Source organism: Mucilaginibacter sp. SG564, assembly GCF_013149275.1.
Taxonomy (GTDB): domain Bacteria; phylum Bacteroidota; class Bacteroidia; order Sphingobacteriales; family Sphingobacteriaceae; genus Mucilaginibacter.
The window spans coordinates 593460-614095 of the sequence record NZ_JABGNA010000002.1 but is presented as its reverse complement, the minus strand read 5'-3'; the positions used below and the strand labels follow the sequence as shown (position 1 = coordinate 614095).

Annotated in this window: 20 protein-coding genes and 1 pseudogene; 13 read left to right on the top strand and 8 right to left on the bottom strand. The window is 44.9% G+C overall.

The window, feature by feature from the left end; genetic code table 11:
- The first annotated feature begins 813 nt into the window (after nucleotides 1–813).
- The 8 genes and pseudogenes from FHW89_RS07260 (at nucleotide 814) to FHW89_RS07230 (ending at nucleotide 5930) form a co-directional block, all read left to right on the top strand.
- Nucleotides 814–1143, top strand: coding sequence for a helix-turn-helix transcriptional regulator (locus tag FHW89_RS07260; RefSeq protein WP_172334348.1), 330 nt, complete (start codon nucleotides 814–816; stop codon nucleotides 1141–1143).
- A gap of 51 nt (nucleotides 1144–1194) precedes the next feature.
- Entirely contained in the window at nucleotides 1195–1761 is a 567-nt protein-coding gene (locus tag FHW89_RS07255) for a DUF6428 family protein (protein ID WP_172334347.1), read from the top strand.
- An 18-nt stretch (nucleotides 1762–1779) separates the two neighbouring features.
- Nucleotides 1780–2184 (top strand): annotated as a pseudogene (arsN2, locus tag FHW89_RS28815) (arsenic resistance N-acetyltransferase ArsN2); the annotation flags it as partial.
- A gap of 30 nt (nucleotides 2185–2214) precedes the next feature.
- A complete protein-coding gene (locus FHW89_RS28810) occupies nucleotides 2215–2646 on the top strand; it encodes an arsenate reductase ArsC (RefSeq protein WP_253952193.1) in 432 nt (143 codons plus the stop codon).
- Nucleotides 2636–3703 carry an ACR3 family arsenite efflux transporter gene (gene arsB, locus FHW89_RS07245; RefSeq protein WP_172334345.1) on the top strand — a complete coding sequence of 356 codons (1068 nt, stop codon included), beginning with the start codon at nucleotides 2636–2638 and terminating at the stop codon, nucleotides 3701–3703. Before FHW89_RS28810 ends, arsB begins: the two co-directional genes overlap by 11 nt.
- A gap of 212 nt (nucleotides 3704–3915) precedes the next feature.
- Nucleotides 3916–4710, top strand: a complete 795-nt coding sequence (locus FHW89_RS07240) for an NIPSNAP family protein (protein WP_172334344.1) — start codon at nucleotides 3916–3918, stop codon at nucleotides 4708–4710.
- Between the two features lie 81 nt (nucleotides 4711–4791).
- The gene (locus FHW89_RS07235) at nucleotides 4792–5679 is read left to right on the top strand and encodes a sugar phosphate isomerase/epimerase (RefSeq protein ID WP_172334343.1); all 888 of its coding nucleotides are present in this window, start codon (nucleotides 4792–4794) and stop codon (nucleotides 5677–5679) included.
- A 113-nt stretch (nucleotides 5680–5792) separates the two neighbouring features.
- A complete protein-coding gene (locus tag FHW89_RS07230; RefSeq protein WP_172334342.1) occupies nucleotides 5793–5930 on the top strand; it encodes a hypothetical protein in 138 nt (45 codons plus the stop codon).
- Here the strand turns inward: FHW89_RS07230 and FHW89_RS07225 are convergent.
- From FHW89_RS07225 to FHW89_RS07205, 5 genes are all read right to left on the bottom strand, one after another.
- Nucleotides 5913–7421, bottom strand: a complete 1509-nt coding sequence (locus FHW89_RS07225; protein ID WP_172334341.1) for a S41 family peptidase — start codon at nucleotides 7419–7421, stop codon at nucleotides 5913–5915. The genes FHW89_RS07230 and FHW89_RS07225 overlap by 18 nt on opposite strands.
- Nucleotides 7422–7480: 59 nt before the next feature.
- Entirely contained in the window at nucleotides 7481–8824 is a 1344-nt protein-coding gene (locus tag FHW89_RS07220; protein WP_172334340.1) for an MFS transporter, read from the bottom strand.
- 779 nt (nucleotides 8825–9603) lie between these two features.
- Nucleotides 9604–10398 carry a molybdopterin-dependent oxidoreductase gene (locus tag FHW89_RS07215; protein WP_172334339.1) on the bottom strand — a complete coding sequence of 265 codons (795 nt, stop codon included), beginning with the start codon at nucleotides 10396–10398 and terminating at the stop codon, nucleotides 9604–9606.
- Complete coding sequence (locus tag FHW89_RS07210; protein ID WP_172334338.1) at nucleotides 10379–11092, bottom strand: cytochrome b/b6 domain-containing protein; 714 nt, start codon at nucleotides 11090–11092, stop codon at nucleotides 10379–10381. The genes FHW89_RS07215 and FHW89_RS07210 overlap by 20 nt, the downstream gene beginning before the upstream one ends.
- Before the next feature lie 50 nt (nucleotides 11093–11142).
- Entirely contained in the window at nucleotides 11143–11946 is an 804-nt protein-coding gene (locus FHW89_RS07205; protein ID WP_172334337.1) for a thioredoxin family protein, read from the bottom strand.
- Between the two features lie 462 nt (nucleotides 11947–12408).
- Between FHW89_RS07205 and FHW89_RS07200 the strand changes: the two genes are divergently transcribed.
- The 3 genes from FHW89_RS07200 (at nucleotide 12409) to FHW89_RS07190 (ending at nucleotide 13652) form a co-directional block, all read left to right on the top strand.
- Entirely contained in the window at nucleotides 12409–12981 is a 573-nt protein-coding gene (locus tag FHW89_RS07200; RefSeq protein ID WP_172334336.1) for a sigma-70 family RNA polymerase sigma factor, read from the top strand.
- An 11-nt stretch (nucleotides 12982–12992) separates the two neighbouring features.
- A complete protein-coding gene (locus FHW89_RS07195; RefSeq protein WP_172334335.1) occupies nucleotides 12993–13274 on the top strand; it encodes a hypothetical protein in 282 nt (93 codons plus the stop codon).
- An 87-nt stretch (nucleotides 13275–13361) separates the two neighbouring features.
- Complete coding sequence (locus FHW89_RS07190; protein ID WP_172333838.1) at nucleotides 13362–13652, top strand: pentapeptide MXKDX repeat protein; 291 nt, start codon at nucleotides 13362–13364, stop codon at nucleotides 13650–13652.
- 383 nt (nucleotides 13653–14035) lie between these two features.
- On the opposite strand, the gene FHW89_RS07185 is transcribed toward FHW89_RS07190, so the two are convergent.
- The 3 genes from FHW89_RS07185 to modA are packed head-to-tail and all read right to left on the bottom strand — an operon-like array spanning nucleotide 14036 to nucleotide 16098.
- Complete coding sequence (locus tag FHW89_RS07185) at nucleotides 14036–14653, bottom strand: ATP-binding cassette domain-containing protein (protein WP_172334334.1); 618 nt, start codon at nucleotides 14651–14653, stop codon at nucleotides 14036–14038.
- Complete coding sequence (modB, locus tag FHW89_RS07180; RefSeq protein WP_172334333.1) at nucleotides 14650–15321, bottom strand: molybdate ABC transporter permease subunit; 672 nt, start codon at nucleotides 15319–15321, stop codon at nucleotides 14650–14652. Before modB ends, FHW89_RS07185 begins: the two co-directional genes overlap by 4 nt.
- Before the next feature lie 24 nt (nucleotides 15322–15345).
- The gene (gene modA / locus FHW89_RS07175) at nucleotides 15346–16098 is read right to left on the bottom strand and encodes a molybdate ABC transporter substrate-binding protein (protein ID WP_172334332.1); all 753 of its coding nucleotides are present in this window, start codon (nucleotides 16096–16098) and stop codon (nucleotides 15346–15348) included.
- Nucleotides 16099–16360: 262 nt separating this feature from the next.
- Between modA and FHW89_RS07170 the strand changes: the two genes are divergently transcribed.
- The gene (locus FHW89_RS07170) at nucleotides 16361–18271 is read left to right on the top strand and encodes a 7TM diverse intracellular signaling domain-containing protein (protein WP_172334331.1); all 1911 of its coding nucleotides are present in this window, start codon (nucleotides 16361–16363) and stop codon (nucleotides 18269–18271) included.
- A gap of 451 nt (nucleotides 18272–18722) precedes the next feature.
- Nucleotides 18723–20606, top strand: a complete 1884-nt coding sequence (locus FHW89_RS07165) for a glycoside hydrolase family 30 beta sandwich domain-containing protein (RefSeq protein WP_172334330.1) — start codon at nucleotides 18723–18725, stop codon at nucleotides 20604–20606.
- Nucleotides 20607–20636: the final 30 nt, after the last annotated feature.

The window sequence follows — 20636 nt, the reverse complement described above, 5'->3', positions numbered from 1 at the left end:
TACCCTGCAAAGCGGACAGAACCGTGGGCTGCTAAACCTTACTCCACTTCGTTCGCTCATTCTCCACGCTTCAGGTAAGGTTCGCAATGCCCTTACAACCGCACAGGCCCACATTGTTCTGCCCGCTTTCATCCGAAGCTTATCTGCTGACTAAAAAACAAAAGAAATCCCGGTAATCCTAAAATCCAATAAACGGCGCAGCCCTCAACGGAGTTAATCATGGTTCAGACAAAAGCTTATCTGCTGACGGGGAAGAAGGGGAATCTTTTACAATATGTTTGTCATGCTGAGCGGAGTGAAGCATCTATTTAAACGATATGCCTATTTAAGAATAGATCCTTCGTTCCTCAGGATGACAAATTAGTTTATATAGAATAATGAAGAAATCATGGTAATCCTTTGATCCCATAAACAGCGTAGCCCTCAACGGAGTTAATCAAGGTTCAGACAAAAATCAATAATTCACTAAATCACTAATTCACTAATTGCTCCCCGCGTTAGGAATAGCAGCGGATACCGGCCCTGTGCCTAATACCTGCAGGCGTATGAGCGGATAGCCCGGGCCGAAGGCAACGCACGGATGATGCCCTTATTAACAATTTGTCTTTTCAAAAGAATCAATAATTAATAGAAGCATCTTTTAAGCAATATGCATGTTTACGAATAGATCCTTCGTCCCTCAGGATGACAGACTGTTTTAACAGAGAGATCAAGGGTAAAACAAAATTCAATAATCAAGGAAAGTTTCTGGCACCTAAATAAAAAAATTATTTTGACCGGATCGACATTAATCGTAATATTGCAATATATATTATGGGAATCACCAAAACAGAAATATTTACCGAAGAGCAAAACAAGCTGGCCGTGCAGTTAAAAGCCATAGCGCACCCTGCACGTATTGCCATATTGCAGCACATCATAGCAGCTAAGGCCTGCATCTGTGGTGATTTGGCCGACGAGCTTGGACTGGCACAGCCCACCATTTCGCAACATCTTAAAGAATTAAAAAATGCGGGGTTGATACAGGGTACCATAGAGGGCGTGAGTGTTTGCTATTGTATAGAGCCTAAAGCATGGGGCATTTTACAAAAGGAGTTAAATGCGTTGTTCTCATCATATAAAGATGTGAATAACTGCTGTTAAAATTTTTTAAACCAATCAATCGTAATATTGCAATAATAAAATATAGCCATCATGAACAAAGTAGAAGCTATCAATTGGGCAACATTTAAAGAGAAACTGTTACAGCATCCCGGGCTTGACCTCCAGTTTCAATATGCCGAAGATAAACTGGTAGACGCGGCATACCATATTACCGAAATTAAACAGGCGCCCATTACGTCTGTTGATTGCGGTGGTGTGCTGAACACCTGGACAGAGATCATTATACAATTATGGGTTCCCGAAGGCGAACAGCAGGAACGATCCATGAAAGTAAAAAAGGCCTTGTCTATTGTAGATATTGTGGAAAAAATGCTGCCTCTTGACCCCAACGGAACGGTTAAAATAGAATTTGGCAATTCGGAGTTTGATACCCGCCAGATGTTTCCGGGAGATATGATCGTGACTGGGGGTAGCCTGATCATCGACCTGCGCCCGGATGCCGTACAATGCAAAGCTATTGGTCGCGGTGGGAGTTGCGGTACTAACGAAAAGGGCGAGGAATGCTGCGCCTCCGAGTCTGCAAAACCAAAGGTAGAGTTAAAGAACCTGGCTATAAAAGCCGAAGCTTGCTGCACCCCCGGCGCAGGCTGTTGCTAAATATTTACGAATACAGATATGATCATTGAACAGGCACAACCTTACCGGCAGGAGATCATCGCATTGCTGGAGTCGCAAAAGCTACCGGTAAATGATCTTCCGGATAATTTAAATGATTTTCGGGTAGCCATACAAAACCAGAAAGTTGTTGGCGTTGCCGGGTTGGAGATTTACGGAGATTTTGGTTTACTACGCTCACTTGCCGTACATCCACAATTCAGAAACGCGGGTATGGCGCATCAACTACTGCAGAGCATAACTGAGGAAAGTCAATCAAGAGGCCTTGTAGCACTTTACCTGCTTACAGAAACAGCGTCGGACTATTTCGACCGGAAAGGTTTTCTCCGCATCACCAGGGATGAAGTCCCGCATGAAGTACGGCTATCATCCGAATTCAGCCATGTTTGCCCGGTTTCGGCCATCGTCATGAAAAAAACACTAAAAACTCAAAATATGAAGAATGTATTGGTGCTTTGCACCGGGAACAGTTGCCGCAGCCAGATAGCCGAGGGCTACCTACGCCATTTTGCAGGCAATAAGGCCAACATTTACAGCGCCGGGATCGAAACGCATGGTGTTAATCCGCGGGCTATCGACATCATGAAACGCGATGGTATCGACATCTCGCATCATACCTCCAACAATGTAAACGAGTACCTGGATATCGATTTTGACTATGTGATAACCGTTTGCGACAACGCGAAGGAGAGCTGTCCATACTTCCCCACCAAAGCCGTTAAGCTGCATTATAATTTCCCCGACCCGGCAAAAGCTACCGGCACTGAAGAGGAGATCATGGCGCAATTTGGAAAGGTGCGCGACATGATCAGGCAATACACCCAAAACTTTGTAAACCAAAATTTAAAACCATCCCATGCCGGTTGAACATTGTGCCCCGGCTGCGGAACGTAAAAAGCTGAGCTTTCTGGACCGCTATCTTACACTCTGGATATTCCTGGCGATGATCGGGGGCGTAACCATAGGCTATTTTATACCTTCATCAGCTGGTTTTATCAATTCATTTTCCAGTGGCTCAACTAATATACCTTTAGCTGTCGGATTAATTTTAATGATGTACCCGCCATTGGCCAAAGTAAAATATGAAAACATGGGCCGGGTGTTTAAGGATACCAAAGTATTAAGCGCCTCCTTAGCCCTCAACTGGCTCGTGGGACCAATACTGATGTTCATTTTGGCGATAACCCTGCTACGCGACCATCCGGATTATATGGTGGGCTTGATCCTGATTGGCCTGGCCCGCTGCATAGCTATGGTAGTAGTATGGAACGAGCTTGCCGAAGGAAACCGCGAATATGCCGCCGGACTCATTGCCCTCAACAGCATTTTCCAGGTATTGCTGTACAGCGTTTATGCCTGGGTGTTCATCACCATTTTGCCACCGCTGTTCGGTCTTAAAGGTTTAGCCGTTGATATAACTATGGGCGAAATAGCCAAAAGCGTTGGTATTTACCTGGGGATACCTTTTGCGGCTGGTATCATCAGCCGGTACACACTCATAAAAATTAAAGGCGAGGCCTGGTTTCAGCAAAAATATGTGCCTTTTATTTCGCCGGTTACTTTGATTGCCTTGCTGTTTACCATTGTGCTGATGTTTAGTCTTAAAGGCAGCCTCATCATACACATTCCGCTGGATGTTGTCCGGATAGCTATCCCGTTGGTTATCTATTTCGCGGTGATGTTTGTGCTGAGTTTTTTTATCGGTAAATCATTCGGTGCCGATTATTCCAAAAGCACCTCCATCGCGTTTACCGCCACGGGGAATAATTTTGAGCTGGCCATAGCAGTTGCTATCGGCGTATTCGGCATCAATTCCGGCGAAGCTTTCGCGGGCGTTATCGGTCCGCTGGTGGAGGTTCCGGCTTTGATCGCTTTGGTTAACCTGGCTTTCTGGTTCAGGAAGAGGTATTATGCAGACAGGTAGCAAAACGGGGCCTGTCACCCTGGGCCCCGTCGAAGGGTAGAGCGAAGCAAGAGCCTCACCCAACCCTCTCCTTTGGAGAGGGCTTTAAAATACTTTTTTGAAGTCTCCCCCTTTGGGGGAGATTTAGAGGGGGCTCTTCCTCGCAATGAACACATTCTTTATTATCCTTTTCCCTTTATCTTGCTACCTTTATTTTATTAACCATCTAACCCATGAAACGACGTTCATTTCTGAAAGCCTCGGCTTTAACAGCCGCGGCAGCCGGTATATCAACCCAAAGCAGTATGGCAGCCATAACTAAAGCAAAAAGTGAAACCGAATTTTACGAGCTGCGCACCTATATTTTAAAAAACCAGGCGCAGCAAAAAATGGTAGAGGATTATTTTCAAAATGCAGCCATCCCAGCCCTCAACAAATTGGGGTGCAAACATATCGGCGTATTCAGCGAGCTGAAACCCGAAGGGCAAACCAAAATTTACGCGTTGATCCCTTTTGATAACCTGGCCGATTTTTTGGCCGTACAGGAAAAACTAAACCTCGACCCGGTTTACCTGGAAAAAGGAGCCCCTTATTTAACTGCCCCTGCCAGCGAGCCTGCGTATGAGCGGATTGAAAGCTCCTTATTAAAAGCCTTTGCGCACATGCCTAAAATGGAGGTGACCAAAAAAGGACAGCGCATTTTTGAGCTTCGTCGTTACGAGCACGCCACCGAAAGTGCGGGCAAAAAGAAACTGGAAATGTTTAACGATGCCGGCGAGATTGATATTTTTAAAAAGCTGGGTTTTGCCCCCGTATTTTTTGGTGAAACCATCATTGGCGATCATCGCCCCAACCTTATTTACATGATCACTTTTGACGATCTGGATGCCAAGGCCGCGCATTGGAAAGCTTTTGGATCCGACCCGGAATGGAAAAAGGTAAGCAGTATTCCCGATTATTCCGATGCCAAATTGGTATCGCATATTACATCAACATTGTTACAGCCAACAGCGGCTTCGCAGATTTAATTGATAGCGATGAGATAATAATCGCTTGCTTTTAGTGTTCATAATACACTATATTTACATTAACCAATTAAAAGTAAATCGATGATAACCACCAGACGTTCATTTCTCAAAACTTCGGCATTACTTTCGGCCGGACTTTTAGCGGCTCCAAACCTGTTTGCTTACGATAAAAAATATATCGGCCTGCAATTATATACTGTGCGCGATGCCATGGCAAAAGACCCGGCGGCGGCGCTGGCCAAGGTTGCCAAGGTTGGCTATACCTCTGTTGAAGGTGCCACCTATACCGGCAACGAGTTATTTTACGGCATGGATGCCAAAGCCTTCAAGGCACTTTTAAAACAAAACGGACTGATCATGCCAAGCGCGCATTACCGTTTGGGCGAAGAGCAGGTGAACGGCGCATCACAAAAAGGCACCATCCTGAATGATTGGGAAAAAGCAGTGTCCGATGCGGCCGAGGTTGGCGTAAAATACATGGTATGCGCCTATTTATCAACACCCGAGCGCGGCAACCTGGACCACTATAAAAAAATAGCCGAAGATTTTAACAAAGCGGGCGAGGTGTGCAAAAAAGCGGGCATACAACTTTGCTACCATAACCACGATTTTGAATTTATACAGGAAAATGGCAAATATCCATACGAGATCCTTTTAGAGGCTACCGATAAAAACCTGGTGAAATTTGAAATAGACCTGTACTGGTTAACCAAGGCCAACCAGGATCCTATCGCTTTAATTGATAAGCACCCGGGCCGTTTCCCGCTGTGGCACGTAAAAGATCTGGATAAAACTCCTGAGCGCAAATTTACCGAGGTAGGCAATGGCATCATCGACTTTAAAAAGATATTTACCCAGGCCAATAAAGCGGGCTTAAAATACTTTTTTGTAGAGCAGGATGTTTGCCCCGGCGATCCTTTCGATAGCATCGCGCAAAGCATAAGCTACATCAAAAAGAACTTAGTTTAAAAATACTGTTACAATAGCACATTGTGCACAAACCATCGTTTTATATATAAAGCGATGGTTTTCTTTTATTATACCCGGTCGCTTCTCCTGCGTGGATTTTAAACAATAGGAAAATGAAGATCGATATCAATATGATAAAAGGGCTGCTGATAGCATTGGCAGTATCTTTCCTGTTTGCCTGCGCGGCAGAGGCACAGCAGGGCAAACCAAGGCCCCTGCTTAAACAGCAGGAATTAGCGTATCAGGCTTAAGGCCTTTTTCAGGTCGGGATCTGTGTTATTGACGATATCCTGCGGGCTGTATTCCACCGGATAATCAGGCATAATGCCTCGTCCAAACGAATAGCTCCTGGCAGCCGATACAAAGCGCATCCACGGAAAATCAACAATAACACGGGTATTGGGCAAAGTTAAGTGCTGAATAGTGCCACCGCTGCATGCCTGCTCATTACCGGCGGTTTCGCGGCCAATAAACACTACATTTTTACGCTGGGCTCTCAAGGCCGCCGTAAACAAGGCTGCCGATGAAAAGGTGGCGCCATCAATCAAAACATACAATTTGCCAGTATAATGATCGGATTTGAATAAGGGTAGTTTCCCGTACAGCTGCCCCCAGGCCGTGGGTTTAAATTTAATGTGGTAATAGGTGCCATCCTCGGGGCCCGGCTCAAAACCTTCGTTAAAGCTTGATGTGCGGGCAGTATCAAAATACCGCTCAAACCTGCTCACAGCCGGGTTGGGGATACGGGCCTTTACATCCTTTACAATATAAAAAGAATTATCAGCCAGGAAGGATAACAAACGGATGGCCACGCGAATATCTCCGCCGGTATTGTGCCGCATATCCAGTATCAGGTTTTTAATCTTTCGCTCACGGATCTGTTTAAAAGCCTCTTTATAAATATTGGTATCCACATACTGATAAGGCTGGGTCACAAACCAGGCGGTTGAGCTGTTTTTTAAAAAACGGAGCGCTAAATGCCCTGTACCTTTTGCCGCTGTCCATGCAGCAAGGTTGTTGGCTTTTGTTTCCGAAGCATTTTCTGCAGCACCCGGGGTAAGGGCATCTAATATAACCGTTTTTAGCTGCCCCTGTTTATTACGCAGCGTAAGCCGGTAAGGGGGCTGCCAATGATAATATTTATTGCAGGCATCCTCAAAGCCACCGTATTCGCTCAAAAAAACCTCTTTAAAAGTTTCGTTATAACCATCGCCGGCATACAAATCATAACCATGATCAACAATGGCGGCAACGGGTGTATTGTTCATGCTGATGATCTCGTCGCCGGTTGCTAATTTATGGGTATAATGCGTGGTGATCCAGGCGTGGTGGTTTTTCACCAATACTTCAAACGGCAGGTGCGGCGGATTTGGGCCAGATGGTTTATACCCAACCGGGAGCCTTACCTGCGTATGCCCGCAACGCACATTACTGATAAAGGGATAAACATGGGCTATAAAATCGGGTGCAGATAAGGGCTGATTGATAGAGGCCACAACCTGGTTATAAATCAAGCGCATGCTATCCCGTGAGGTAAAAACCCCATAGGCCGGGTGCATCTCTTCAATAACCGACCACAATATCCCCAGGTCATCGTGCATAGCTTTTACCGATAGTCTGCGACCAGCAGTATCTGCTCCTGCATCTTGTTTTTTAGCCCCGGCCCGGTAGCAGCCCGATGCCATGAGTATAGCACATAAAAAAAGCAGGATTGTAAAAACCGGTTTAAAATTTGTTTTCATTGCAGATAGTTAGCCCTGAAGCGCTCTAAAGATAATAAAAAGAGAAATATCCGCCATTTTCAATTTACCCTGCGCTCGCGAAAACGGCTAAAAAAAATCAGTGCCAGCAAACAAAGTACACAACCACAAATACCGTTGAGCCGCAGGCCATAATCGTGCCCGGGATCTTTACCGTAAACGGTTAAAAAGGCAAAAAGCGCAATACCCAATGTTTGCCCCAGCTTTACAAAAAGATATTTCACCGCGAAGAACATCCCTTCGCTGTTTTCGCCTGTTTCTTTGGCATCGTTCTCCGCAATTTCGGCCAATATGGCGTTGGGTAATATCCCTAACGAAGCCAGTGGGAACGAGGTGCTTAACACCAGTATATAAACCTGCGCTGTGGGCGATAACGGGAGCTTCCCCAGGAAAAATATAGCCACAAAAATGAGGCTCAGCAAGCCAAACGAAAACAGCATGATCGGTTTTTTACCAATCTTTTTCGACAGGTAATTGATCAGCGGATAAAACACTAATGAAAAAAGCACCATGGCACCCATCAGTACGCCACCCATAGATTCGGGCAGGTGCAGCAACACGGTGACAAAAAAAAGCAGCCCGCTTGATATGATACTAAGCGCCATATAGTACGAAAAATCGGAAATGAGATAATATTTAAAATTCCGGCTGCTGAAAGTTAAACGAATGGCCGAAAGCAGGGGCAGGTGCGTAGGCACACTTCTCGAATACTTTTTTTCATCAATGGTCAAAACCGGCACCAGCATCGCCAGGCCGGCAAAAACACACAATCCCAATATGGTGTATTGCACCGCGGCATCGCGGTTAGGCGTATGCAGGGTACGCTGTACCAGATCGGCGAAGTTATTAACCAGGGCTGATATCACAATACCCACCACAAAACCAAACTGCTGCAAAGAGGATAGCTTTACCTTTTGGGCACTGGTATGGGCCAGCTCAGGCAGCAGCGCATTGTACGGAATTATATAGGAGGTAACCCCCATAAAAAAGCCGATAAGCATAAAGGTAAGCCATACGGCATTGCTGATGCTTTCGCCCCTAACGGGCGGATAAAAGGTAAGCGAGCAAAAAAGTACCGCGGGCACAACCGCCCATTTCATAAAAGGAATACGCCGACCCTGTTTATTTCCGCTCTTATCGCTCAGCGAGGCTATAAAAGGATCAAACAGGGCATCCACAAACCTGCCCGAAGCCGCAATGAGCGACATGATATTGAATACCCCAAACACCAGCAGCTGCGGCACCAGGGGTATCAGTCCGGCGCTGGACGGAGGCAAATAAAAATAGGGCAGCATCACAATAATAATATTGGTCATGATGCTCCAGCCTATCATACCACAGGCATAAGCAAGTTGTTTTGATATAGGCAATTGAACAGCCGGCATACCTGCAATATGCAAATGATTTTTAATTATTGAATTAGTGATTTAGTGAATTATTGAATTTTCTGAACCCTGATTAACTCCGTTGAGGGCTACGCCGTTTATAGGATCAAAGGATTTACATGATTTCTTCACTACTCAATTAAATTAACTAGTCATCCTGAGGAACGAAGGATCTATTCTTAAATAGGCATATCGTTTAATAGATGCTTCACTCCGTTCAGCATGACAAACAGATTCCCCTTCTTCCCCGTCAGCAGATAAGCTTTTGTCTGAACCATGATTAACTCCGTTGAGGGCTGCGCCGTTTATTGGATTTTAGGATTACCGGGATTTCTTTTATTTCTTAGTCAGCAGATAAGCTTCGGATGAAAGCGGGCAGAACAATGGTGGCCCGGTGCGGCTGTAAGGGCATAGCGAACCTTACCTGAAGCGTGGGTAATGAGCGAACGCAGTGGAGGTAAGGTTTGGTCCCGATAGCTATCGGGATGGTTATGCCCGTTTTACAGGGCAAAGGCCTTGTGCGGCAAAGAAGCATTTCTGCTGACAGCCGTTATTCGCAGTTATTTATTTTTATCGGTCCTCATTATCTCGCTACGCTCGGTCTGGTTACTTTTGTGGCGACATACGGCGAAGCCTTCTTGAGTACCTTAAAAAAACAAACCACAACGAAAAACGTAACTAGGCCCTCCCGTGGCCATGAGCGGGTATACGCCATGCCTGCTGAAGAATAGATCCTTCGTTCCTCAGGATGACAAATTCAGAAAAAAAGGTTTCACTCACTATAACCCCGAATAATAATCATACCCCTGCTCAGCCCAATAATCCGGCGGACGATTATCGCTAAAACTTATGGTACCTATCCGTTTCAGGTTTTTAATACCATATTTAACCGGGATGATCAACCGCAAAGGAGCCCCGTGCTTTGGCGGCAGCGGACCTTCATTCACCTCATAAGCCAGCAGCGTTTGCGGATGCATGGCGCTGGGCATATCTATCCCCACATAATACTCCTCATCCGGAGTGGCCAGGCCCACATACTGCAATTGCGTTTCGGCATCCAGCTTATAATGATTGATAAAATCGATGAACTTTACGCCGCCCCAGTGCGAGATCTGATCCCAGCCTTCCACGCATTTAAAATCATACACAATATCTGTTTTGGGCAGCGCCTTAATATCATCCAGCGAGATCTGTAATACCTCGCCGCTATGCTTTTTTACCTGTAGTTTCCAGGCATCAATATCTATTTTCCCTTCGGAGCCGATGTCGCTGTTATGGCGCACATTTTTGGCCGCCATTTCTTTAGGATAGGTTTTAACGAGGTTATTATTGCTAAACACCCGGCGAAAAGCCAGCTCTGTTTTGTTCAATGCCCTGCGTAAGGGCGCACGGGCGCCGGCGGTTACGGTACGGGCTTCTTCGGGCGAGTTGTACAGCCATTTCCAGCCGCCATAAGCCACACTCCCGGCCACAATAAAAGTACCGAACGACAGGAAGTTTCGCCTCGATATCTTTTGCTCTATGGTAAGCGGCTTTTTAGGCGCCTTCTGCTTTTTACTGAATATTTTTTTCATCACTTGGAGGTGGGGGTGTAATGTCAATAATATGTTTGGGGGCTTCGTTCACTACTTCAAAACCCGAGATCACCGAACGGAAGTTGTTCCACCCGGCCAGCATCACCTGTACCACATGGATCACAAAGAAAAGCACATAGCCAATGGTTAACGCAAAATGCAGGATGCGGGCAAAATGATAACCGCCGCAAAGCCAGGTGAGGTAATAAAACTGCACCGGCTTATAAATAGCCAGGCCAGTTATCACCGAGCCAATTCCCATCACAATAATGGCGGTATAGGCAATGCGCTGTGCCGCGTTGTATTTGTTTTGAGGCGGCGCCATTTTGCGGATATGCAAATCGTGCAGCAATACCAGCCAGGCCTCTTTGAACGATTTCTTCTGGGGCAGCAGCTCACGCCATTCGCCCGATAGGATGGTGTAGAGCACATAAAAAATGCCGTTCAGCGTAAAAAACCACATAAACAAAAAGTGGAAGGCCATCCCTTCGGAAAGGCGGTGGGGGATATGCAGAGCATTATAAAACCAATCCGGAAAAAAGCTAAAGAACGTATGCCCGAACAGCGTTATCCTATACTCATCATTAGCCCAATAGATAAGCATCCCGCTCCATATCATTATAGCGAGTATCGGGAAGTTTACCCAATGCGTCCAGCGCATTACTAATGGGTGTTTCTCTTTGATAACTTTCATCGGAGGCAATTAGTGAATTATTGATTTAGTGAATTAGTGATTTTTTTGCCTTACTTGCCGGTACTGGCCGTTGTTGTCAGATTGGCCTTTGCTGCAGCCAGTATTTCGCCGTTGGTTTTGTTTTGTACCAGGCCAATTACTTCCCAGTCCTGTGTATTTATTCCCTGGGGTAAAGTAATAGTTGTATTACCATTGCCGCCTGTATTTAGAGGCTGACTTTGTATTTTATGCACAATTTGAACATGCGACAAGGTACGCCCACCATTTTCTCCCCGCTGAACTTTGGTTTGCGCTGCTTTTTGCACCAGGGCCAAAAGCAGATCGCTGTTTTTTTCGGCATTGCTTACCCGGTATTGGACCACAATGTGATCCTGTCCTTTTTGTGTATTAAGGGTTAAAGTTGTTGCGGGATTACCTCGCAAGGCCGTAGTTATGGCATTACGCAAAGTTCCTTCTTCCGAACCTACAAATTCCTTTTTGCCATTCACCACAATTTGCGGCGTATAAACCGATTGCAGGTTTAACCAGTTGGCATATTGATTTTGGCGTTTGGAGTATTCGGCGCTGCTAAAAACATCTTTCCAGCCCAGGCGGTTCCAATAATCTACATGAAATGCCAGTATGTAAACGGGCTTGTCCTTATCTTCTTTTTGCATCCGGGCTACCAGCTCATCGGCAGGCGGGCAGCTGGAGCAGCCCTCAGAGGTAAAAAGCTCTATCACGGCAAAGCCTTTGCCAGCGACCATTATTTTATTTTTTGCCGGAGCGGTATCCCTGGGGATAATAAAAGCCGCCGATACCGTTATCGCAGTTATAAAACCTGCTGCAAGGGCAAATATTTTGATTGATCTCATATCGTTATGATTTGATATACGTTTTCCTGCTTAGTCGGGTTGCTTATGATAACCTTACAATAAATTTTATTTTTTCTTTCGGGTCGTTGATATAGTTATATAACAGGAAAATTGCATTTAACAGATAGTCAATAGGAGGCACCTACCGGAGCCCTTAAAAGCAATCTTTTCTTCTATAAACAGGTTACTCCTCCGGAGCTTAACGAATCACAGCTCAAACACTACTCCATAGGAGTAACCTGTTTATAGATAAAATACAAAAAGTACTGCCTCCGTAGGTGCCTCCTCATTTAAAAGCGACTTTCCTGTTACACGTCGGCTAAGCACTTAGGATCAATTGGATATAAGTAAATTTAACGAATAACTGTGGTTATATCATGCTCCGTAAAAAATGCAAATTGGTTTGTAAGCATTTATGTGCATTAGCGACTAAGGGTTAAAATGTTATGTGTAATTTTATTAATGGTAACTGAAAAACAATCTCTTGACCCGCGCAATTGGGTAAATGCCCATGCCGATTACCTGTATGCGTACACACTGTCGCGCCTTAATGATGAAGAGCAGGCAAAAGACCTGGTGCAGGAAACCTTTCTGGCCGCTTTAGAAAAAGTTGACCGCTTTGAGGGTAAAAGCACCGAGCGTACCTGGCTTACGGCCATCCTTAAAAATAAGATCATTGATGTTTACCGCAAAAAGTCGTCGGGGCTGGCCAACATCAGCGAGAAAAAAGCAGAAGAAGAACAAAAAGATTTTTTTGAGGAAGATACCGGTCACTGGACCGAGGCCCATCAGCCCCTGCCTTTTGGCATCGAAGATCAGGAACCGCTGAGGGCAAAGGAGTTTAACCATATCCTGCAATTGTGTATGCAAAAACTCCCCGTCCTGTGGAAGTCGGTTTTCACCATGAAACATATGGACGATGCCTCTACCGAATTTATCTGCAGCGAGATGCGGGTTACCCAGGCCAACTTCTGGGTTATTATTCACCGGGCCAAGCTTAGCCTGCGGGCTTGCCTGCAAAAAAACTGGATCTAAAAGCATTAACCATGAATCACTTAAAAAAAGTAATATATAACTGTAAACAAGCCACCCTGCTCATCGAGAAGCGGCAGATCAAAAGCCTGAGTTTCCGGGAAACCATCGAACTTCGCATACACCTGGCCGGTTGCTCCATGTGCAAGCTGTACAATAAACAAAGCCAGGTTATCCACCAGATGGTGCTGCAGCTTTTTCATGATACCCAACAGCAGGCATCATCCCTTGTGCTTGATGAAACCTTTAAAAAAGAGCTACAGGACCGGATTGAAACAGAACTGAATAATACTTAAAATACTTTGTAAGGTTTATATCTGTGGCCCGACTAAGGGGTAAATATGAATAACGAACCACACATTTAAAACTTAAAAAATCAAAGTATGAAATCAATTATTTCAGGCGCTTTAGCCGCAGGTTTAGTAGCTGTATGTTTAACCTTAAGCGTACAGGCCAAAACAGTAACCCCGTCAAAATTATCAACAGTTGCGGTAAGCGATACCGGCAAAATGGGTAAGATGGACAAGATGTCAAAAGGCAAAAAAATGGACAAGATGTCGACCGACAAAATGAGTAAAGACAAAATGTCGAAAGGTAAAATGAGCACGGATAAGATGTCAAATGATAAAATGGGCAAAAAGAAAATGAGCAAAGACACTGAGAGTAAAATGTGAGTTTGTTTATTGTTTGAAGAGGAGGGGGCTAATGTCCCCTCTTTTTGTTTGCAGTGATTAGCAAATCAGGCCTGGCCTGTCAGCCTGAGCTTGTCGAAGGATCGTGCGCGGAAGCCAGCAAGCATGCTTTTTCTGGCAAAAAGTGGGTTTACATGGTTTACACTTTTTTGGGTTAACAAGTTTATATATTATTGATAATCAACAATATAAATTCATTTATATGATAAAAAGCTGGTTTATATGTAAACCCGCTTTTTTGCTTTTTTTTCTACTTGAGTTACAAACCTCCTTGTCATGCTGAACGGAGTGAAGCATCTATTCTGCTCTTAGCATATTCAATAATAGATCCCTCGTTCCTCAGGATGACAACATATATAGTATTCTTACTCAAACACCAGCTCCCCATCGGCCCATCCGTCAAGCTCCTGTGGGTTATGGCTCACGATGAGGGTGGTGGTGCCCAGCTCTTTTAACAGAATTTGCAGTTCTGCAATCAATTCTGTTTTCATTTTAGCATCCAGGGCCGAGAAGGGCTCATCCATTAAAAATATCTGTGGCTTAGTGGCCAGCGCGCGCAATATGGCCAGGCGTTGCTGCTGCCCGCCGGATAGATAATCGGGTTTGTGCTCCTGCAGTGTATCCAGTTTACCCAAAAGCAGTAATCTTTTTATCCAGGCTTCATCCGTAGTGGCGTATTCCAGGTGCTGCCTTACCGTCATGTTCGGGAACAGAGCATATTGCTGAAAAACAAAGCCTGTATTTCTTTTTTGAGGGGGCAGATTGATCCTGGCATCCGCATTAAACCAGGATACAGCATCAACCTTCACCATACCTTTTTCGGGCGTAACCAATCCGGCTATAATTTTCAGGAATGTAGTTTTACCCGAGCCCGACGGGCCATATATTTTGGTGGTGCTGCCCGCAGCAAATTGCCGGTTAACCCTCAATACCTGTTGCCCATGATAGGCCTTTAGCTTTTTTTCGACGGCTATATGTATCATATGAGCGGACTTTTGGCCTGGTATTTATTAAACACAAAAACGCCTATCACCAACACAAAAGTAATGGCAAATAAAATGAGCGAATAATTGTTGGCCATGCCATAATCCCGCTGTTCAACAGCATCATAAACGGCGATGGAGGCCACCCGGGTTACGCCGGGGATGTTGCCGCCTATCATCAGCACTACACCAAACTCGCCCAGGGTATGGGCAAAAGTAAGTACCGCGGCCGTTAATAACGAGGGTTTGATATTGGGCAACAATACATACCGGAAGGTTTGCCATTCGCTTTTGCCCAGCGTGTACGAAGCCTCGGCCAGGGCCGAAGGCAATTGCTGAAGCGCCGATTTTACCGGGCCAACCATAAAAGGTATACTATAAATAACCGATGCCAGCACCAGGCCCCGGAACGAGAATACAAACTGCACATTAAACACATCCTGCAGCCATTTGCCCATGCCATGCTGCGGACTAAAAGCCAGCAGCAAATAAAATCCCAATACCGAGGGGGGCAACACCAATGGCATAGTAATAATAGCTTCGATGATGATCTTAAACAACGATCGCCCGCGGGACAGCCACCAGGCAAAGGGCAAGCCTACCAACAGCAGTATCAGGGTAGTGATACCGGCCAGTTTTAGTGTTAGCCAAATGGGCGAAAGATCCATCAGTTGATATAAAATTGATTGTTTTTATGGAAGCTGGTAGCCGTATGCTGTAAAAATCCGCTTTGCGGCAGGACTTAATATATATTGGTAAAATTTTTCGGCATTGGGATTATTGGCGCCATGTTTTAACAGCACGATTCCCTGCAATATCGGTTCATATTGTTTTTGGTCGATCACCTGGTAATACAGCTTTGTTTTGCTGCCCGTTTCTTTAATAAGCGATTGCGAGGTAAAGCCAACATCAACCACCCCTGTAGTGATATACGTATTTACCTGCGATATGCTTTCTCCATTAACAATTTTGGGCTGCACATTATCCAGAATGCCTTTCTGCTGTAATAATTCGATGGCGGCTTTGCCATAAGGCGCTATGGCCGGGTTGGCAATGGCTATTTTTTTTATGCGGGCGCTCAACAATAAACGCTCCCAATTGGTAAAGCCGATATTTTGCGAACTACAGATGATCAAACTCCCGGCGGCATAAACCACCGGTTTTTTTTCGGCGAAGCCATTTTTAAACAAAGTTTCCGGAAAACTCATATCTGCCGAAAGAAATACATCAAATGGGGCTCCGTTGCTGATCTGCGCTACCAGCTTCCCGGATGAACCCACAATAGGTTCGATTACGATACCGGTCCGTTGTTTAAAATCCCGCTGTAAAACCGTTATAACCGATTGCAGATTGGCCGCGGCTGCCACCCGTATATTTTGCGCCAGCGCTACGCCATGCAGCAAAACGATGGCAAGTGATAAAAATATGAGCCCCTTTTTATTCATAATGTTCAATAAAAGATACTAATATACACTGTTAGTCCATGAACAATGGCTATTTAGTGCCATTTTGAAGCAAAAACGACTAAATTAACCCTATAATACTTATTTACACCCTATTTATTAACTGTTTTACATACTTTTAATAGGATAATAAAAAGAAAACTATTATAATTGTATCCGGCCTGACACTAACCAAAACTAAACAGCTTCCGTACCGGTAATAACCACATTGCCGGTACAGAAGATCCCTTACCTGCTTGTGAGCATGTTGAAACTTTTATTGCGGTCACTTCTTTTAACCCAGGCGCTTCTTTTGTGCCTTATTGTAAACTCGTATGCGCAAAATTCAGTATCTATAAACGACAAAGTTCAGCAACATATATTTGAGTACAAACAACTATTATACCTGGAAGATACTACCGGGAAGCTCAGTTTTAACGAGGTAAAAACCCGTGCACTCGCCGGCGATTTTAAGGTTAACACCGAACCCACCCCGGTTACCAAGCACTTTGGCTCCGCTTATTGGTACAAACTTAAAATAGGTAAAAACCCGGGCACCAAAAACAACTGGATACTGGAGTTTTTTGATCAAACCATTGATAGTATTACCGTTTATTCGCCCGATGTTCAAGGTAATTACCAGGTAGCATCGTTGGGTAGCAGGCACCCCTTCGGGGCCCGGTTCTATCAGCATAAAAACCTGGTGCTCAACCTTAATCCCAATGCCAATAATGATGGGGTTTATTATGTGCGCATCAAATCAAATCATTCGGTAAACATCATCATTGTATTGCGTTCGGTAAGCCGGTTTATCAGTTACGCGCTGGATGAGTATTTCTTTTTTGGTGTTTTTTATGGGATGATCCTGGTATTCGGCCTGTACAATTTCATGATGTTTATTGCCATGCGGCAAATACAATACCTGTATTACATAGCCTACAATATCAGTATAGGTTTATATGAAATGTGTGCCGATGGTATTGCCTATCAATACATGTGGCCAAACGCACCCTTCTGGAACCAGTACGCCTATGGTATAGCCCTGTTTGCCGCCAGTATTTTCGCGGTGCTGTTTACCCTGAAACTGCTCAACTTAAAGGAGAACGCCCCCCGCCTCAACAAGCTGATCCGCTGGGTGATATTGGGGCGCTGTTTGTTTTTTGCGGCCTGTCTTTTTATCAATAATTGCTGGTTCAATTACAAGATCATTGAATTTATTCCATTGTCGCTCGCCTTTTATGCCGGTTGCTATACCTTACTTAACGGGTATAAGCCAGCTCGTTTTTTTGTAATTGGCTACAGCTTTTTGCTCATCGGCTTTATCATCAAAAGTTGCATAGCGCTTAATATGTGGTGGCTGCCCGTTACCGAGTTTGATTACTACAGCCTGAGCGGTTGTTTTATTATGGAGATGCTGTTTATCTCTTTTGCCATTGGCGATAAGGTGCGGATCCTTAAAAAGGAAAAGGACGACGCCCAGCACAGCACCATTATGCAGATGAAGCAAAACGAGGAGCTGAAAGATATCCTCAACAAACGCCTGGAAGAACAGGTACAGGAGCGCACCAAGGAGCTGATCGAAAAATCAAGTATGATAGCCGAGCAAAACGAAGAACTTCGATCGGTAAATGAGCTGCTGCAGCAACAGGCCGAGGAAATTTCAAGGATGAACATTTTGCTCGAAAAGGATAATATTATTCTGCATAACGATATCGAGAAAGTAACGCACGACAGGGTGATGTCGGCCGAGGTTGATTTTGAGGAATTCAGCCGGATATACCCCGATAGGGAAACCTGCTTCAAATTCCTGTCCGATCTGAAATGGGCCAATGGCTATGCCTGCCGTAAGTGCAATAATACCCATTATAGCAGCGGGCATTTGCCTTACAGCCGCCGCTGCTCCAAATGCGGGTATGAAGAATCGGTAATAGCTTATACCATTTTACAAAACACGCGTATTCCCATCAATAAAGCTTTTTACATGATATTTTTAATGTACTCCACCAAAGGAAAAATATCATCGCATAAGCTATCCGAGATCCTGTCTATCCGCCAAAGTACCTGCTGGGCTTACAGCTCGCGCATTAAAAAAGTGATGGAAACCCGCAAAAAAGAGATCAAAGACGCGGGTAACAAAGGCTGGAGCAAACTGGTGATCGACAATTCGGCCAATTGATCCATTATCCTGTTTATTAGCCCTTTACTGCCATTTCAAGCATAATAACCCGCCATTTTTTTTCTTTAAAATTAATTGCGATATAAGCGTATCACAATTAATTATTTTAATTACAAAAACCCTCCCTGTAACGTTAGGCGGCCCTTTTATAAAGTTTATGCGCCTGCGCTTAAAGCGTATTAAATTCAATATAAAGCATTATTAATCAGTTATTTATGATTATTTTTCTTGTTTATTACGTTTAAAATAATATAAATTTGTTACAACATTTATAAACCGTACATAATACTGCCTTCCTGAAAAACAAACCACGCTGGTGTATTTGATACACGGGTTAAAATTTCAACTATTTTAAGCTGTGGTTAAATCACACGTGATGTTTTGCGCCTGCTGCAGATGAACCGTACGTGGAGATTGACGCACAAACTAACCAATTAACTAATAACAATTTATGAAGATCAATTACAATTTAAAATGGCTGGCGGTATTTATCCTGCTATCCGCGGGGGTATTTTATTCCTGTAAAAAGGATTCCCGCGCTTCGGCAGCAGTAACGCCGGGTCAGGACACGCAAACCGTATCACGTGCAGCTAATGAAGTGGTAAATGCCTGGGTTACGACATCCGACAGGTCGAAACAGTTAGAGGCGCAAACAAGCTTCAATTTCGCAGCCGATGCCGGCACCAATGCCACTACGGTAACTGTGGATGAAAACACCACCTACCAGGGTATTGATGGCTTTGGCTTTACTTTAACAGGCGGCAGCGCGGGTTTGCTTAATGGGCTTGGGGGTAATCAATCAGCTGTACTGAATGAGCTTTTTGGCACTGCCAACGGACAAATCGGTATCAGTTATCTACGTATCAGCATTGGCGCATCCGACTTAAGCGCCAGCGATTTTACCTATAACCAAACCTCGGGCGATGTGAACATGAACAACTTCAGCATCAGCCAGGAAAACCAGGACCTGATCCCTATCCTGAAAAAAATACTGGCTATTAATCCTTCTATCAAGATACTGGCATGCCCCTGGACGGCCCCAACCTGGATGAAGGTGAACACAACCGGCAATAACGGCTATACCGGCGGTAGCTTAAATACTGCATACTATGATGCTTATGCCCGCTATTTTGTAAAATACATACAAGCCATGCAGGCGCAAGGCATTACTATTGATGCCATAACCCCGCAAAATGAGCCGCTAAACCCCTACAACAATCCAAGCATGGTGATGCAGGCTAACGAGCAGGCTAACTTTATTAAAAACAATCTGGGCCCTCAATTGCGTGGCGCTGGTTTGAATACCAAGATCATCGCGTATGATCATAATACCGACAGGATAGACTATCCCGAAGCCGTATTGGCCGATGCAGGTGCCAATCCTTATGTAGATGGTTCTGCCTTCCATTTGTACTCAGGCAGCATCAGCGCTTTAACCGATGTGCATAACGCCTATCCTAACAAAAACGTTTATTTTACCGAGCAATGGGTTGGCGCCCCCAGCAATTTTGGCGGCGACCTTTCCTGGCACGTAAATACCCTTATCATTGGTGCTACCCGCAACTGGAGCCGCAACGTACTGGAATGGAACCTGGCGGCTGACCCTAACAACAATCCGCATACACCGGGCGGCTGCAGCACCTGCCTGGGTGGTATTACCGTAAGTGGCACATCCATTACCCGTAATGTGGGCTATTATATTATTGGCCATGCGGCAAGATTTGTACGTCCGGGCGCTGTTCGTATCTCCTCAAATTTATCAGGCAGTATCCAAAACGTGGCTTTCAAAAATTCAGATGGCAGCAAGGTGCTTATCGCCTTAAACAATGGTTCATCTGCAGTTAGCTTTAAAGTAAAATGGGGCGCCGAATCATTTACCTACAGCCTGGCTGCGGGAGCGGTAGCCACCTTCAAATGGTCGGGCACGCAATCGTCCGGAGGTACCGGAACAGGCGCTCCGATAGGCTCTACAGTTACGCTTAAAGGATTCAATAATCAATATGTAAGCGGTGAAAACGGCACACAGGCCATGAACTGTAACCGCCCAACCGCATCTGCATGGGAAACATTTACCGTAGTTGATGCCGGTGCCGGTAAAATAGCGCTGCGCAGCATGGGTAAATATGTATCCTCAGAAAACGGCACGCAGGCCATTACCTGTAACCGTACCTCCATTACCGATACCGAAAAATTTGACTGGATAACAACCGCCGATGGAAAAGTTACCCTGCGCGGCAACAACAGCAAATTCATATCCAGCGAAAACGGCACACAAGCTATGACCTGCACCCGCGCTACGGCATCGGGCTGGGAGGCTTTTGGCATAAATCAATAAATAAAGTATTATAAATCAATTAACTACTAA